Source organism: Streptomyces silvae (assembly GCF_016745505.1).
In the GTDB taxonomy this organism is placed as follows: Bacteria; Actinomycetota; Actinomycetes; order Streptomycetales; family Streptomycetaceae; genus Streptomyces; species Streptomyces silvae.
In genome coordinates this window covers 34900-50643 of record NZ_JAERUC010000090.1, presented here as the reverse complement: position 1 = coordinate 50643, position 15744 = coordinate 34900, and the positions used below count along the sequence as shown (strand labels likewise).

At 71.3% G+C, this 15744-nt stretch carries 12 protein-coding genes; 4 read left to right on the top strand and 8 right to left on the bottom strand.

Annotated features, from left to right (window positions below):
- Positions 1 to 189 precede the first annotated feature (189 nt).
- Entirely contained in the window at positions 190 to 1659 is a 1470-nt protein-coding gene (locus JKV81_RS14080; protein ID WP_202076176.1) for a glycoside hydrolase family 43 protein, read from the top strand.
- Between the two features lie 82 nt (positions 1660 to 1741).
- Here the strand turns inward: JKV81_RS14080 and JKV81_RS14075 are convergent, their stop codons facing one another.
- The 3 genes from JKV81_RS14075 to JKV81_RS14065 all read right to left on the bottom strand — a co-directional run bounded on the left by JKV81_RS14075 (position 1742) and on the right by JKV81_RS14065 (position 3858).
- Complete coding sequence (locus tag JKV81_RS14075) at positions 1742 to 2548, bottom strand: inositol monophosphatase family protein (RefSeq protein WP_202076173.1); 807 nt, start codon at positions 2546 to 2548, stop codon at positions 1742 to 1744.
- Between the two features lie 32 nt (positions 2549 to 2580).
- Positions 2581 to 2937: a hypothetical protein gene (locus JKV81_RS14070; protein ID WP_236056583.1), complete on the bottom strand. Its 357-nt coding sequence runs from the start codon at positions 2935 to 2937 to the stop codon at positions 2581 to 2583.
- Positions 2938 to 3117: 180 nt separating this feature from the next.
- Entirely contained in the window at positions 3118 to 3858 is a 741-nt protein-coding gene (locus JKV81_RS14065; RefSeq protein WP_202076172.1) for an esterase/lipase family protein, read from the bottom strand.
- A gap of 214 nt (positions 3859 to 4072) precedes the next feature.
- Here JKV81_RS14065 and JKV81_RS14060 point away from each other — a divergent pair, with 214 nt between their 5' ends.
- Entirely contained in the window at positions 4073 to 4540 is a 468-nt protein-coding gene (locus tag JKV81_RS14060) for a MarR family winged helix-turn-helix transcriptional regulator (RefSeq protein WP_129260039.1), read from the top strand.
- Positions 4541 to 4612: 72 nt separating this feature from the next.
- On the opposite strand, the gene JKV81_RS14055 is transcribed toward JKV81_RS14060, so the two are convergent.
- The 5 genes from JKV81_RS14055 to JKV81_RS14035 are packed head-to-tail and all read right to left on the bottom strand — an operon-like array spanning position 4613 to position 9775.
- Positions 4613 to 5293, bottom strand: coding sequence for an ABC transporter ATP-binding protein (locus JKV81_RS14055; protein WP_129260038.1), 681 nt, complete (start codon positions 5291 to 5293; stop codon positions 4613 to 4615).
- Positions 5286 to 6296: an ABC transporter ATP-binding protein gene (locus tag JKV81_RS14050; RefSeq protein ID WP_129260037.1), complete on the bottom strand. Its 1011-nt coding sequence runs from the start codon at positions 6294 to 6296 to the stop codon at positions 5286 to 5288. Before JKV81_RS14050 ends, JKV81_RS14055 begins: the two co-directional genes overlap by 8 nt.
- On the bottom strand, positions 6293 to 7213 hold the full coding sequence (locus JKV81_RS14045) for an ABC transporter permease (RefSeq protein ID WP_202076170.1): 921 nt from the start codon (positions 7211 to 7213) through the stop codon (positions 6293 to 6295). The genes JKV81_RS14050 and JKV81_RS14045 overlap by 4 nt, the downstream gene beginning before the upstream one ends.
- Positions 7203 to 8162 (bottom strand): ABC transporter permease, encoded by a 960-nt coding sequence (locus tag JKV81_RS14040; RefSeq protein ID WP_202076205.1) that lies wholly within the window; start codon positions 8160 to 8162, stop codon positions 7203 to 7205. Before JKV81_RS14040 ends, JKV81_RS14045 begins: the two co-directional genes overlap by 11 nt.
- A gap of 29 nt (positions 8163 to 8191) precedes the next feature.
- Entirely contained in the window at positions 8192 to 9775 is a 1584-nt protein-coding gene (locus tag JKV81_RS14035) for an ABC transporter substrate-binding protein (RefSeq protein WP_372444150.1), read from the bottom strand.
- 318 nt (positions 9776 to 10093) lie between these two features.
- Between JKV81_RS14035 and JKV81_RS14030 the strand changes: the two genes are divergently transcribed.
- Both JKV81_RS14030 and JKV81_RS14025 read left to right on the top strand, forming a co-directional pair.
- On the top strand, positions 10094 to 12661 hold the full coding sequence (locus JKV81_RS14030) for a S8 family serine peptidase (RefSeq protein WP_202076168.1): 2568 nt from the start codon (positions 10094 to 10096) through the stop codon (positions 12659 to 12661).
- A gap of 2 nt (positions 12662 to 12663) precedes the next feature.
- Complete coding sequence (locus tag JKV81_RS14025; protein WP_202076166.1) at positions 12664 to 15618, top strand: FG-GAP-like repeat-containing protein; 2955 nt, start codon at positions 12664 to 12666, stop codon at positions 15616 to 15618.
- Positions 15619 to 15744 lie beyond the last annotated feature (126 nt).

Genomic DNA, 15744 nt, shown 5'->3' with positions numbered 1-15744 from the left:
TCAAGCTCGCAGGAACGGGGATCGCGGCGGACGGCCCCTGCCTCGACGTGCCGACCGGCCGTGTGGCCGCCTGTGACAGGCATTGACACGGCGACTGCCCGTACTTAACGTGGCGCCCCGTCATTACATCGATGTAAACGCGCGTGTGGTCCCCATCCCGCAACGGGTTCAGCCCCGGAAGGAAGCCTCATGCCCTCGCAGTCACACCGACCCCCCGCAAGACACGCCCTCCCCCTCCTCGTCGCACTCCTCGGGCTGGTCCTGGGCCTGCTCCCCGCTGCCGCGGCCCCGGCAGCGGCTTCGGCGTCACCGGCCCCGGCCGCCGCGGCAGGGACGTTCCGCAACCCGCTGAACTCGGGGCCCGACCCGTTCATGACGCATTGGAACGGGAATTACTACCTCACCACCACCCAGGGCGACAGCATCAGGATGTGGCGCTCGCCCTCCCTCGGCACCCTCGCCGCCGCCGACCCCGTCACCGTGTGGACCGACTCCGACCCCTCCCGCAACCGCAACATCTGGGCTCCGGAGTTCTACCGCTTCGGCGACCGCTGGTACCTCTACTACACGGCGGACGACGGCGTCGACGACCACCACCGCCTGTACGTCCTGGAGTCGGAACGCGACGACCCCACCGGCCCGTACCACTTCAAGGCGAAGCTCGCCCCGCCCAACCACGCCGACGAGTTCGCCATCGACGCGGGCATCCTCCAGCTGAACGGCCGTCTCTACCTCGCCTACAGCGGGATCAACCAGTACCAGCACAACGGACTGAACATCGCCCCGATGTCCGATCCGTACACCGTCTCCGGGAACGCCGTGCCGATCGACGCGGCCGGCGGGTGCCCGGAGGTGCGTGAAGGCCCGGAGTTCCTCTACCGCAACGGCCGTGTGTGGATGACGTACTCCGCCTGCGACACCGGGAAGCCCGACTACCAGGTCCGCATGATGTCGCTCCCCACGGACGCCGACCCGCTGGTGCCGGGCGCCTGGCACCAGCACCCGGACGCGGTGTTCTCACGGGCGGACGACCGTGGTGTGTTCGGCCCCGGGCACCACGCGTTCTTCACCTCACCGGACGGCACGGAGGACTGGATCGTCTACCACGCCAAGACCACATCGGTGAACACCTACAGCAACCGCACCACCCGTGCGCAGAAGTTCACCTGGCGCGCGGACGGCACGCCTGACTTCGGCCGCCCGCTCGCCCTCGGCGCCACCCAGGACCTGCCCTCCGGCGACCCCGGTTCGGGCAACTACTGGATCAACGACGACGGCCGCTCCAGCGGGTCGGGCGGCGTGACCTACAGCGGGGCCTGGAACTCGGGTACGGGCTGCGCGACCCAGTGCTTCTGGGGCGACGACCACTGGAGCGACGCCGCCGGCGCCACGGCGACGTTCACGTTCACCGGTACGCGCATCGCGCTGCTGTCCGTCAAGGACACGGGCAACGGTTACGCGGCCGTCAGCATCGACGGCGGAGCGGAGCAGACGGTGGACCTGCACGGCCCCATCCGCGTGGGCGAGGCCGTGCAGTACAGGAGCCCACGGCTCGGATACGGCGCTCACACCCTCCGCGTACGGGTGACCGGTCAGCACAACGGCCAGTCACAGGGGTCCTTCGTGAGCATCGACCGCGCCGAGGTCTACGTCGACTGAGTCCGCGCCCACCGGCCGCCGGCGGGGGCGCCGACGGCCGGTGCCCCCGCCGCCGGACCGTCCCGCCGCCCAGCCCCGTCGGTCAGCCCCGCCGTCGGATCATCGACAGCAGGGCGCCATGGGTCTCGGCGTCCGCCGCCGCCACGAGCCCTCGCCCCGACTCCCCGGCCGGGGCGCCGTCGACTCCGGTGACGACGCAGCCGGCGGCCCGGCACAGAGCGATTCCGGCCGCGAAGTGCACGCTCCCGGCAAGGCCGTTGCCATCGGTGACGTACGCGGCGCGCTTGCCGGCCGCGACCCAGGCGAGCGCCAGCGTCGAGGACACGACCCGGGGCCGGAACCCCTCGACGAACCGGGGGTGGGCGAGCAGGTCCACCGCCCTGAAGGCGGGCGCGCCGGGAAAGGGCGGGTCGAGGTTCACGTCCACCAGCCGGGTGGCGGCCGTCGGCGCCAGCGGCGTATCGCCCCCTCGACCCCCTTCGCCCCGGGCCCAGGCGGTCCCCTCGCGGGTGAAGAAGACCTCGCCGCTGAAGGGATCGGCGACCGCCACCGGGCCGTCGGTCAGGTCCACGTTCACGGCCACCAGCATGCTGCCGACGGCATAGTTGAGGGTGCCGCAGAGGGGGTCCACCAGCCATCGGCGCTCCGCGTCGGCCGCGCCCCGCTGCCCGCCCTCCTCACCGTGTACCGCGTCCTCGGGCCGTGCGGCACGGATGACGCCCAGGATCGCCTCCTCGGCGGCCACATCGACATCGGTGGCGAAGTCCCCGGCGCCCTTCTCGATGCGGGAGTGCCGCCGCCCGTATCCGGCGCGCACCACCTCCGCGCCGGCCCGCGCCGCTGCCACCGCGATCTCTGCATCGTCCAGGCCCGCATATGTGTCGATCACGGCGTGCAGATTAGCTGAGTTCGCCGCCGAGGTCAGTCGGCGGTGGGGATCCAGGGGTCCGGCCGGGACAGCGCCTGGGACAGCGGGACCCCCTCCCGTGCGGCGGCGGACCGGCGGGCCCGGAGAGCGGCTCGTGTGCGCGGCCGGTAGCGGGGCTCCTTGCCGCAGCCGCAGGCCGACAGCCCCTCGTAGCGCAGCCCTTCCCCCAGCACCACCGCGACCACCGTCCAGGCGCGGCGGTCACGCCTGGGCGGTGGTGCGAAGTCATGTCCGGCGCACACCAGGGGCCGGGCGCAGTTCGGGCACGGGTGACCACGGCGCGGATCCGGGTGCCGCTTGAAGCTGAGGCGGCACGGGACGCACGCGTGGTGCAGCTTGTAGGAGGTCATGGCGTAGAAGCACACCGAACGACCGTACGGGACGGGCTTTGGGGCGGACCACTCGTTTCCAGGAGGCCAGGTAGGCCGGGTAGGCCGGGTTGTAGCGGACGATCCGCGCACACCCCCGCCCCCGGCGTCACGGGTGCCGGGGGGCGGGGGTGTGTGCGGGATCGTCGTACGACGGTCAGGTCAGGAGGCGACGAAGCGCGCGATCTGGCCCAGCACGATCGTGTCCGCCAGATACCCGATGTGGGTCTGGCAGGCCACGTTGTTGTTCGTCGCACCGCTGAGCTTGGTGCTGGTGTACGGGAGGATGATGCCGTCGCAGGCCGAGTACCAGGTCGCGTACTTGGTGTCACCGGGCGTCTCGTCCCCCGCGGTGATCTGCGCGATGAACGAGGAGCCGGGGTACATCTGCTGGCAGGTCGTGTAGATCAGGCAGGCGCCGGCGTACGTCGTGCCGTGGTTCGCGCCCGCGATCGACGCGAGGTGGCTGACGCTGGTGTTGCCGCCCAGCACCTTCAGGTAGTACTGGCTGACGAGGCCGCCCATCGAGTGGTTGACGATCGCGACCTTGCTCGCGCCGGTCCTGGACTTGACGTCGTTGACGAAGGTGGCGAGGCCCTGGGCGTTGGTGATGTTGTTCCCGTAGGAGTTGTACTCGTACGCGAAGAGGTTGGAGCTGGACCAGCCGTTGCGCTGGAAGACGCTTCTGGCGGTGACCCAGTTGGAGGCGTTGCCGGTGTACCCGTGGACGAAGACGACCGGTGTGCTGGTCGACAGCGGCTGAGCCGCGGCGGCGCGTGCCGCCGGTGCGGCCGTGCGGTCGGCGGTCTGGGCGGCACCGGCCGTCGGTGCCGAGGAGAACAGGGTGAACGCCACGGTGACGGCGGCGAGGGCGCCGAGAAGCCGGCGGGGGGAACGACGCATGGAGCACTCCTGACGGGGATGCGGGTGCCTGACCCGACAAGAGTCGGGGCGCTGGGCTCCCCCGCCATCGGTGAAATCACCGGCGTTCGCGGGCGGGGGCGCGGTCGGGCGGGTCAGCTGCCCGCTTGCCCTCAACCGCGCTTGAGGTCCTACGGTCTCGGCATGACCCGCACACCGTGCGGGTCCGACGCCGAAACACCAGGAGGGCCACCTCATGACGACCCAGCAGACCGCCGACGCCGAACTCGCCGGACAGCCCGCCGCCTACTGGACCGGGGTCGCCCATCACGCTCTGATCGCGTACACCCGGGCCCGGCAGGCCGAGAAGGGCTACACCCAGCCCCAGTTCTGGCTGCTGCGCAATCTGTCGGCGAACGACATCTCCCCCGACGGCAAGGGGATGACCCTGCCCGAGCTGCGGGAGGCCATGACCTCCTACATCCGGCCCGAGGACGACCTCGCGGCGGAGGCCCAGGGGCTCCTGGAGCGCGGCTGGCTGACCCGCGACGCCGAGGACCGGCTGTGGCTCACCGAGGAAGGGGAGCAGGCCCGGGTCGACCTCGCCCGCAACGCTCCCGCGATCCGCGCCGCCCTGCACGAGGGCATCGACGACGCGGACTACGTCACCACGGTGAAGGTGCTCCAGCGGTTGATCCGCAACGCGGGCGGGCCGGTCGCCTGACAGGCGGCGGCCACCGAAGCGTGGCCGACCGGCCGCAGCGAGGCGCGGTCGGGTGGCGCCCCGAAGGCCGTGTCAGAGGCTGTTGCCCGGGGTGGGAGAAGCGGTCAGGTTCTCCCAGTGCACGGTGTGGTCGCACCAGCGTTCCAGGAGGGTGCGGTCGTGGCCGACCGCCAGGAGTCCGGCGCCGGTCGCGCTGCGGTAGCTCTCGACGACGGCGACGAGCGCGGCCGTGGTGGACGCGTCGAGCATCGCGGTCATCTCGTCGCAGATCAGCCACCGCGGTCGCAGGATCAGGGCGCGGGCGAGGCAGGCGCGCTGGAGCTGGCCGTCGCTGACCTCGTGCGGTCGTCTGCCCAGCAGGTCCTGGGTGAGACCGACGGTCCCGGCCAGTTCCGCGACCCGCTCCCGGGCGGTTTCACGGCGGCCGGTGGCCCGCAGCGGCTCCTCGATCAGGTCGCTGAGCGTCAGACGGGGGTCCGCCGAGAGCCTCGGCTGCTGGAAGACGACCCCGAAGGCCGTGCGTTGCGCGCGCGGGGCACGGTGGCGCCAGTGCCTCACCGGTTCGCCGTCCAGGACCACCGCGCCGGAGTCCGGGCGGTGCAGCAGCGCGGCGACACGGGCGAGGGTGGACTTGCCGCAGCCACTGGGGCCGACGAGGCCGACGGCTTCGCCGGGGGTGACGGTCAGGGAGACGTCGTCGAACACCGGCTCGTTCCTGGCGTAACCGGCGGTGACTGAGCGCAGTTCAAGCACGGTCGGCACCCTTCCGCATGAGCGTGTACGGGGCGGCCTCCGGCCCCTGGTGGGGGTGGTGGCAGGAGATCCCGTCGACCGTCGGCGGGCGGGTGGAGCACAGGCCGGTGGCCCGCTCGCAGCGGGCGGCGAAGGCGCAGCCGTCGGGGAGGTCCCCGAGTTCCGGTGGCATGCCGGGAATGGCCGTGAAGGCGCGGTCCGGCAGCGCCTGGAGCAGCCGACGGCTGTACGGGTGGCGTGGGCCCGGAGCCCCGAAGAACGCGTCGGCCTCCCCCAGTTCGACGATACGGCCCGCGTACATCACGGCGACCCGGTCGGCGATCCGCTCGGCGGCGGCGAGATCGTGCGTGATCATCAGCAGCCCGTGGCCCGCAGCACCGCTCCGGGCGTCGACGTGCCGGCGCAGTTCGTCCACCGTACGGTCCACCAGCTCCCGGTCGAGACCGGTGGTCGGCTCGTCGGCGAGCAGCAGCGGCGCGTCACCGACCAGGGCCAGGGCGGTCGCGGCGCGCTGGGCGAGGCCGCCGGAGAGCTGGTGGGGGTGGCGGTCGAGGTGGTCCTCGGGAAATCCGGCCCGCCCGGCTGCCGCCAGGACCGCGTGCTGGAGCCGTGCTCCGCGTCGTATCCCCTTCAACTCGGATATCACCTCTCCCAGTTGCGAGCGGATCGTGCGTACGGGCGTGAGGTGGGCGGCCGGGCTCTGGGGCACCAGTCCGATCCGGCGGCCCCGGACGGTGCCGGCCAGGGTGCGTTCGTCGGCGGTGAGGAGGTTCAGATCGCCCAGGAGTGCCTCGCCCGCGGTCTGCGCGTTGCCGGGGAGGAGGCCGAGGAGGGCCGAGGCGAGGACGGACTTGCCGCAGCCGCTCTCGCCGAGCAGGGCGAGGCACTCGCCGGGCAGGACGTCGAAGCGCGCGTCGGTGACCGCGGCGACGGGGCGGCCGTGCGGCATGAGGAAACGCACCGACAGGCCGCGTACGGACAGGACGGGGGGCGGCACTGTCACAGCATGAGCTCCGATCGGCGACGCGGGTTGATCCGCTCCCGCCAGGCTCCGGCGAGTCCGGCGACGGCGAGGGTGGGGATGATGATGAGGAGGCCGGGGAAGAGCGTCGGCCACCACTGGCCGGCCAGCAGGCTGCCCCGCGCACCCTGGATCAGGTTGCCGAGGCTGGCCAGGTGGGCGGGCAGGCCGAGGCCGAGGAAGGACAGGGCGGACTCGTGCCACATGGCGTGCGGAACCATCAGGGTGGCGGCGAGTCCGGCCTGCGGCAGCACGGCGGGGATCAGGTGCCGCACCGCGATCCGTCGTCGGGACGCGCCGCCGGAGATCGCCGCGTCGATGTAGGGGCGCGAACGCAGGGAGAGCACCTCGGCGCGGACGATGCGGGCGGTCGACACCCAGTGGGTGAGCCCGACGGAGACCACCACCGGCCAGACACCGGGCCGGAACATGGCGACGATGAACACGCCGAGCAGGAGGTGCGGTACGGACGAGATCGTGTCGACCGCCCGCATCATGGCGCGGTCGGCCCAGCCGCCGAGCGCTCCGGCCGTCGCCCCGACCGCGATGCCCAGGACGGCGGCGGTGAGCGCCGCCACCAGCCCGACGGTCAGGGACACCCGCAGTCCGTAGACGCACCGCAGCAGCAGGTCGCGGCCCACGTCGTCGGTGCCGAAGGGGTGTGCCCAGCTCGGAGGCAGCAGCTCGGCGGAGAGATCGACGGCCTGCTGGTCGAGCTGGACGAGCGGCGGGACGAGCAGAACGGCCAGGACGGTCGCCCCGGCCACGACGGCCGAGACGCGCACCCGCGAGGTGCGCGTGGAGCGGCGCCTTCCGCCGTAGGAACGCCAGGGGGTGGTGGCCGTGAGGGACGGGGTGGGTTCCGCCGTCGCACCGGCGGACGGCGATTCACATGTCACTGAACTTCACCCTCGGGTCGAAGAGTCCGTAGAGCAGGTCCGCCAGGAGGTTGCCGGCCAGGACGGCGGCGGTGGCGAGGACGGTCACGGCGGCGAGCAGCGGGAAGTCGACGGCGGTGGCCGCCTCGACGGTGGCCGCGGCCATGCCGGGCCAGCTGAAGACGGTCTCCACCAGCAGTGCTCCGGTGATGAGTTCGGGGACCCGGGTGCCGATCAGGGTGAGCACCGGCAGGAGGCCGGAGCGCAGGGCGTGCCCGAGCAGGACGGTGTGGTCGGCGAGTCCGCGCGCACGGGCGCCGCGCACCGGGTCCTCGGTCAGCGCGTCGGCGACACCCTGGCGCGTGTAGAGGGTGAACCAGGGAAGCTGGGACACGGCGAGGACGGAGGCGGGAAGCGCCAGGTGGCGCGTCACCTGCCCGAAGGTCACCTGTTCGCTGCCCGTGTCGGTGAGTCCACCCGCCGGGAGCACATCCCACTGGAGGGTGAACAGCCAGACGGCGAGCAGAGCGGTCCAGAAGACCGGCGCGGCCTCCAGGGAGTAGCAGAGCGAGCTGACCGCGCGGTCCAGCACGGAGCCGGGGCGGCGCGCACAGAGCACTCCGAGCAGGATGCCCGTCAGCAGGGCCAGCGCGAAGGCGACGGCGCACAGCAGCGTGGACCACACCACCCGCTCGCCGATGACCTGGGCGACCGGCTGGCGCATCACCGTGGACCAGCCCCAGTCGCCGCCTGCCGCTGAGGTCAGCCAGTCCCACCAGCGGACCACGAAGGGCTCGTCCACACCGAGGTTCTCGCGCAGCCGGTCCAGGGTCCGCCGGTCCGCGTTGAGGGCGGCCGTGCCGGCGTAGGCCCTGACCGGGTCGAAGGGGGACGCGGCGGCGATCGCGAACACGCCGAAGGTGACGGTCAGCAGGACGGGGACGGCGAACAGGATCCGCCGCCCCGCCATGCGCGCCGTCGCTCCCCAGGGGAGGGAGGTCACCGCTTCGCCTTCCAGTCCTCGATGTTCCACCACGGTCCGCTGCCGAACCCGTGCTCGTGCGGCTCCAGCTGGGTGGTCAGTCCGGCCCAGCGGTCGGCGAGTACGTAGACGTGGTCGATGTGGGTGAGGAAGGTGTAGCCGGGGTCCTTCACCAGCTCGTGCTGGATCTCGGTGTAGGCGGACTTCCGCTCCTGCCGGTCCTCGGTGCGACGGGCGGTTTCGAGGGCCCGGTCCACGGCGGGATTGTCGTAGTGGGCCATGTTGTTGAAGCCGTCGCCGGCCAGGGAGGAGTGCAGCAGGGTGTAGAGGCCGAAGTCGGGGTCACCCGTGCTGCCGCCTCCGGCGAGGACCGCGTCCCGGTCCATGCGGGGTTCGATGACCTCCCAGGTGGCGCTCTCCACCTTCACCTCCACCCCGGCCTTCTTGGCGTCGGAGGCGTAGGCGAGGGCGTGGTCCTGGCGGAGTTTGTCGCCCGACGGCGCGTACAGGGTGAAGGAGGCCCGTCGGCCGTCCTTGGCGCGGATGCCGTCCTTGCCCGGCTTCCAGCCGGCCTTGTCGAGCGTGGACCTCGCCCGGTCCAGATCCTGGGTGCGCTTGATGTCCGGGGCGAACGCGGGGTCGGCCACCGGCAGCGGCCCGTACGCCGGTGCCCCGGCGCCGTCGAGGATCGTGTCGACCATGGCCTCGCGGTCGACCGCGGCATCGAGGGCCTGGCGGACGGCACGGTCGCCGGTGACCGGATTGCCGGTGGGGAGGGTGACGGTGCGGAAGTCGTAGGACTCGGCCGCGTACGTGCGCAGCTCGTCGCCCTTGAAGACGGCGGCCAGGGCGGGTGGGAGCACGGCGCCGTCGAGGTCACCGGAGCGGAGCCGGGTGGCCCGTACGTCGTCGTCGGCGATGAACGCCATGGTGAGGTTCTTGACCTCCGGCTCACCACCCCAGTAGTCGGGGTTGGCCTTGAAGGTGAGCCGGTCGCCCTTGCGCCAACCGGTCAGGATGTAGGGGCCGGTTCCTACGGGCTCGGTGTTGAAGGAGCCGGTGTTCGGGTCCTGCTCCGCCGCGATGTGCTCGGGAACGACGGGCAGTACCGTGCGGGAGGCGAAGGGCGTGTAGGGGTACTTGAGGGTGAAGACGACCGTGTCGTCGCCGCTCGCCCGTACGTCCTTGACCGCGTCCAGTTCGCTCCTGGCGGTGTTGTTCGTCCTGGGGTCGAGGACGGTCCGGTAGGTGAAGACCACGTCCTGGGCGGTCAGCGGCTCGCCGTCGCTGAACGTCACCCCTTCGCGCAGGGTGAAGGTGTAGGTCCGTCCGTCGTCGGAGACATCGGGCAGCGCCTTCGCCAGGGCCGGCTGCAGCGCCAGGGCTGAATCGTGGGCGAGGAGGCCGTCGAAGATCTTCGAGTTGCCGTCCTTTCCGTATCCGAGCAGCGGACTGAGCGTGTCCGGCTCGGAGGCCACGCCTATGACCACGGAGTCGGCGGCCTTGCCGTCGCCGGAACCGTCACCGGGAGCGGAACAGGCGGCGAGCGCCATGCCCAGCAGACCCGCCATGGCCGTACCGCGTATCCGGGGACCGTTCATGAGTTACCTCGCACTCTCGCCCACGACTTGTTGTTGCACATCATTCGCAAGTAAAGCTCAAGAAGCCGGTCGGCGCAGTACCGCGAGGGCGGGGCACCCCCGGAACCGGCCTGCGGGAGCGGCGACTTGAGGCGACGGAACCCGGGTCACCGTGCGGGCGGCCGGTGACGGGACGGGCAGCGCCGAGGCGATGTCCGTCAACGACGCAGGAGGCACCCAGGCGGGCCCGGGGCCTCGGCGCGGGCGCTGTAATGCACGAGTAACGGCGTCTGCCTAGGGTCCGAACTCCCCCGTACCGTTCATGGAGGAGCACCCTCGATGCACCTGTCCTCACCGCCGTCGCGCGGACGCGCCGCCTGGGCGGCCGCCGCGTTCGCCGCGGCCGCCCTGCTGACCGCGCCGCTGCCCGCGGTCGCCGCCGACTCCGGCGCGGCGCCGTCCCCGAAGGTCGACTCCGCCCTCCTGAAGGCCGTGGACGACGGCGGCCAGGCGTCCTTCTTCGTCGTCCTCAAGGACCAGGCGGACCTGTCCGCCACCAGGAAGAAGAAGTCGCACACCGCGAAGGCGCGGTCCGCGTACAGCGAACTGCGCGCCCACGCGAAGACCAGCCAGCGCTCGCTGAGTTCCTTCCTCGACAAGAAGAAGGCGGGGCACGAGGACTACTGGATCGCCAACACCATCAAGGTCGACGGCGACCAGGACCTGGTGAACGAGCTCGCGAAGCGCTCGGACGTCGCCTCGATCGTCATGGAGCAGCACTACAGGCTAGACGACATCGAGACCTCCGACGCCAAGGTCACCAAGACGCGCCCGGCCTCCGGGAAGACGGACTCCGCCGGCACCGGCGACGACACCCCTGAGTGGGGCATCGCCGACATCGACGCGGACGACGTCTGGAGCCAGTACGAGACCCGCGGCGAGGGCATCGTCATCGCCAACGTCGACTCGGGTGTGCAGTACGACCACCCGGACCTGGTCGCCCAGTACCGGGGCAACAACGGCGACGGCTCCTTCTCGCACGACTACAACTGGTACGACCCGACCGGCGCGTGCCCCGACAGCGCCGTGCCGTGCGACAACAACGGTCACGGCACGCACACCATGGGCACGATGGTCGGCAGGAAGGGCATCGGCGTCGCGCCGAACGCCACCTGGATCGCCGCCAAGGGCTGCGAGAGCGACCAGTGCACGGACTCGTATCTGCTCGCGGCCGGCCAGTGGATCCTGGCGCCGACCGACCACAAGGGGCAGAACCCGCGCCCCGACCTCGCCCCGAACATCGTCAACAACTCCTGGGGCGGCGACAACAACACCTTCTACCAGGACATCGTCGAGGCCTGGAACTCCGCGGGCATCTTCGAGGCCTTCGCGGCCGGCAACGACGGCGACGGCGTCACCTGCTCCACCACGCACCCGCCGGGCGCGCAGGTCTCCTCGTACGGGGTCGGCGCCTACGACGCCAACGGCAAGATCGCGTCGTTCTCCGGGTTCGGCCCCTCGCTGGTCGACGGTTCGGCGAAGCCGAACATATCGGCGCCGGGCGTCAACATCGGTTCGACGTGGCCCGGTTCCTCGTACAACACCATCAACGGCACGTCGATGGCGACCCCGCACGTCGCCGGTGCCGCCGCGCTGCTGTGGTCGGCCGCCCCGTCGCTCATCGGCAACATCGACGAGACGCGCAGGCTCCTGAACGAGGGCGCCCGTGACGTCGAGGACACCCACTGCGGTGGTACGGCCGGCATGAACAACGTCTGGGGTGAGGGCAAGCTCGATATCCTGGCCTCCATCGACAAGGCCCCGCACACCGCCGTGACGGTCTCCGGAAAGGTCACCGACCGGGCCACCGGCAAGGCCCTGTCCGGTATCGCCGTCAAGGCCACGGACGGCTCCTCCGCCGCCCGCACGGTCAGCACCGCCTCCGACGGCTCCTACCGCCTGGCGCTGGCGCCGGGCACGTACTCCTTCGAGCTCAGCGGATACGGCTACGCGGACAGGGCGGTCTCCGGCGTCGAGCTGACCACCGGAACTCCCCTGGCCCAGGACGTCGCTCTGGACGCCGTCACCACCCACCCGGTCACCGGAACCGTCCTCGACGTCACCGGCAAGCCGCTCGCCCGGGCGACCGTCGAGGTCACCGGCACCCCCGTCCCGTCCGTCACCTCGGGCGCCGACGGCACGTTCACCCTGCCGGCGGTCGCCGAGGGCAGCTACACGCTGACGGCGAGGCCCACCGCCCCGGTCCTGTGCAACGGGATCTACTCCGCGAGCCTCGCGGTGGACGGCGTCGAGACCCGCATCGTCCAGCTCCCGGCCCGCTCCGACAACTCCGGCAACAGCTGCACCCCGGCGGCGTACTCCTGGATCAAGGGCTCCACCGCCGTCGCGCTGACGGGTGACGAGGACGCCAGGACGGTGTCCCTGCCGTTCTGGGTGACCCTGTACGGAGTGGACTACTCCAGCGCCGCGGTCACCACCAACGGGCTGGTCAACTTCATGGAGCCGCGCCTCGGCGACTACGCCAACACCGCGCTGCCCTCCGCCGCCCGTCCGAACGGCATCGCCGCCCCGTTCTGGGACGACCTGACCCTCGACAAGAAGTCGAGCGTGCAGACCGCCCTCAAGGGCAAGAACGGCAAGCGACAGTTCGCCATCGTCTGGAACAAGGCCCTGCTCGTCTCGGACGGCAGGACCCGCGTCACCTTCGAGGCCGTCTTCGACGAGGCCACCGGTGACATCACCTTCCAGTACAAGTCCGTACCCGGCAGCGGCTCCACCGCCACCGTCGGCATCGAGAACCAGGCGGGCACCGACGCCCTCCCGTACTCCTTCGACCAGGCCGTCCTGACCGACGGTGCGGCGATCCGTATCGCGCAGGGAGCCTGAACATGAGAACCCCTCACTCCAAGCGGGCGCTGACGCTCGCCTCCGCCCTGGTGGCCGCGGGCCTCGCCCTGGCCTCGGCGCCGCACGCGCTGGCCGCCGGCACCGACGGCAACGCGGTCCTGAAGCTGACCGACACCCAGGCCGAGAAGCTCGCCGACCACATGGGTGTCGACGTCTACGGGGACAGGCAGGTCTCCGACGACGCGTCCGACGGCCAGGCGCCGACCGATGACGCCTCCGGTACGTCCGGCGGCTCCGCCGGCAGCGGCTCGCACCTCAAGGACACCGGCTCCGGCACGACGGCGACCGACACCCCGGTCGCCTTCACCGAGAAGTCCACGATGGAGGGCGTACGCGGCCTCGGCGTCACGGTGCCCGCCAAGGGCAGCCAGTACTTCACCGTGCACAGCCTGGGCAACATCCAGCTGCACAACGCCGACGGCTCCACCGCGTGGGCCCGCACCAACGCCTCGCTGTACGCGGACTGGCAGGTCAAGCCGCTCCAGCCGTGGCGCACCGAGCCGTACCCGGCCCGCATCGTGATGGGCTACAACGCCGTCAGCCCGTTCTCGCCCTATTCCGACCAGGGGTACGACACCAGCGACCTGACCGGTGACGGTGTCCCGGACCTCGTCTTCTCGGCGGCCGTCGGCTTCTCGCCGACGCCCCGGACCTTCACCTCCCCGGGCTCGTCCCTGCCGGCCGGCACGTTCGTGACGGTCATGGACGGCAAAACCGGCAGGACGCTGTGGTCGAAGCTCTACTCGTACGTCACCAACGTGAAGATCGTCGACGGCACGCTGCTCCTCGCGAACTCGCCGCGGACGAACGACTACGCGCCCGCGGACGAGACCGCCACCCTCACGGGCATCCGCTTCGGGTACGCCGACGGCGCGCTGACCCCGTCCTCGACATGGACGTACGACACCAAGGAGACGCGCGGCGTCAGCTGGGGCGCCCTGGAGGGCGCGGGCGACGGCAAGGTCGCCGCGTCCTGGAACCTGCGCAAGGCCGCCGACGTCGACGCCCACGGCAACACCCTCGTCCTCGACACCGCCGACGGTTCCGTGACCTGGCAGGCGGACAGCGATCTGTACGGCCGCCAGCTCCACCTGGACGCGCAGCGGGGCCGCATGGTCGCCCTGGAGCAGTCGGACGTCAACGACGCCCTCACGTACGAGGTCGCCTCCTACGACCTCAAGAGCGGCGAACGCACCACCCTGGACACCCGCGTCAACGCCATGGCCACCGCCATGACGATCGGCGACGCGGCCTCGGGCGGCGGCACGGAGTACGCGGTCAGCGAGTCGACCTTCGACTCCTACTTCTCCGTGAACGCCAGCACGATCCGTGTGCTGGACGGTGAGGACGCGTCCACGGTCGAGTGGACCCACACCTTCAAGCGCGACGCCGCCAACACCGGCAACGGGGCCAACGCCTGGCAGCTCGACACGGTGGGCGGCAAGCTCGTCGTCTCCAGCCAGGACGACAAGGGCATGGGCGAGGCCGACAACATCGGCGGTCTGCGCTACGGCGCGCTGACGGTGTTCAACGCCAAGGGGAAGATCGCCTGGCGGCAGGACGGCGTGCACGCGTCCCCGATGTTCCAGCAGGTCTACCGCTCCGACGGCACGGACTTCGTCCGCGTCATCGATCAGAACCAGAACATCCGGACGTACAAGCTGGGCAACGGCAAGGAGAAGGACCTCGCGCCGCTCCAGGCCGCCCTGAACTACGCGCAGGCCGTCGACCTCAACGGCGACAGGAAGAAGGATGTCGTCGCCGGCGGTACGTCCAACGGCGTGTGGGCCTGGTCCGGTCCCTCGCTCGTCAAGGGCGAACCGAAGCAGCTGTGGCGGGCCACCGTCGCCGGTGAGATCCACACCATCGCGACCGGTGACGTCAACGGCGACGGCAAGCCGGAGATCGTCGTCGCGGCGGACAGTGCGACCACGGTCCTCGACGGCGCCACGGGCACCGTCCTCACCACCATCGACGGAGCCGGCCAGTACGTCCGCTCGGTGACGGTGGCCGACGTCGACGGCGACGGCAAGGACGAGATCCTGGTCCCGACGGACGCCCTGCGCGTCTACAACGCCCGCGGCAAACAGCTCTGGTCGTACGCCGCGCCCGCCGGCGCCGGTGACGTGGTCTTCTCCGACACGGCGGTCGCCGACGGCCAGGTGTACACGCAGTACTCCAGCCTCGGCGCGATCAACAGCACGTCCGCCGTCCAGAACGGTGTCGCCCTCGACGGCGCCAAGGGCACGGTGCGCTGGACGGCCGATCCCAAGGCCCCGGCGGGTTCGGCCAACGGCAGGCTGTACGGTGCGGTCCTCGACCACGCCGTCTTCGCCTCGCCGAACATCCCGTACGCGGACGGGCACGCGGTCGTCCACACCTGGATCACGCGGTCCGAACCCACGGTCGCCGGTGAGCTGGAGACCGCCACCCCGCGTGTCGTCATCGAGATCCGCGACGGCCGTACCGGTGAGCTGCTGCACCAGGGCGTCGGCGGCAGCCCCTGGTCGCACGACAACTACTTCATCGACGGCAGGAACGACCCGCTGTACCACCTCAGCTACGGCACGTTCCTGGGCTTCGGCGCGGAGGGCGCGGACACCTCCAGCTCCGTCGCCCTGCCGGTGCGCGGCGTCCAGTTCATCGACGGACCCGGTGGCCGCAGGCTGCTGGCCGGCGGCGTGGAGGGCGGCCTCGGCGTCTGGGACCCGTCGGTGCTCACCACCGGCTGGCAGTTCCAGAGCGGGGTGGGGAGCACGGGCCTGATGGGCGGCCGCAACTACCTCGCCGCCGACCTCGACGGTGACGGTGTGGACGACATGGTGTCCCTGAACTCCGACGACTTCGGGCGCCATCGGATGGCCGCCCAGCTGGGCGGGGGCGTCCTGTCCCTGAATAACGCCATCCAGCAGATGACCACGTACACCCTGTCCTGAACCGGGACCGGCCGGCTGCCGGGCTGACACCGAGACCCCCTGGGCACCGCCCAGGGGGTCTCGGCACGCCTCGGTCGGCGCGAATCCCTCGGTGGCCTGACGGGACGTCGTTTCGGGCCGCCGTCT

Excerpts from the sequence above, each read along its gene's own strand:
- JKV81_RS14065 (WP_202076172.1), bottom strand. The coding sequence starts at position 3,858 with ATGCGTCGTTCCCCCCGCCGGCTTCTCGGCGCCCTCGCCGCCGTCACC.
- JKV81_RS14080 (WP_202076176.1), top strand. The coding sequence starts at position 190 with ATGCCCTCGCAGTCACACCGACCCCCCGCAAGACACGCCCTCCCCCTC.
- JKV81_RS14040 (WP_202076205.1), bottom strand. The coding sequence starts at position 8,162 with ATGGCGGGGCGGCGGATCCTGTTCGCCGTCCCCGTCCTGCTGACCGTC.
- JKV81_RS14025 (WP_202076166.1), top strand. The coding sequence starts at position 12,664 with ATGAGAACCCCTCACTCCAAGCGGGCGCTGACGCTCGCCTCCGCCCTG.
- JKV81_RS14070 (WP_236056583.1), bottom strand. The coding sequence starts at position 2,937 with ATGACCTCCTACAAGCTGCACCACGCGTGCGTCCCGTGCCGCCTCAGC.
- JKV81_RS14060 (WP_129260039.1), top strand. The coding sequence starts at position 4,073 with ATGACGACCCAGCAGACCGCCGACGCCGAACTCGCCGGACAGCCCGCC.
- JKV81_RS14030 (WP_202076168.1), top strand. The coding sequence starts at position 10,094 with ATGCACCTGTCCTCACCGCCGTCGCGCGGACGCGCCGCCTGGGCGGCC.
- JKV81_RS14035 (WP_372444150.1), bottom strand. The coding sequence starts at position 9,775 with ATGAACGGTCCCCGGATACGCGGTACGGCCATGGCGGGTCTGCTGGGC.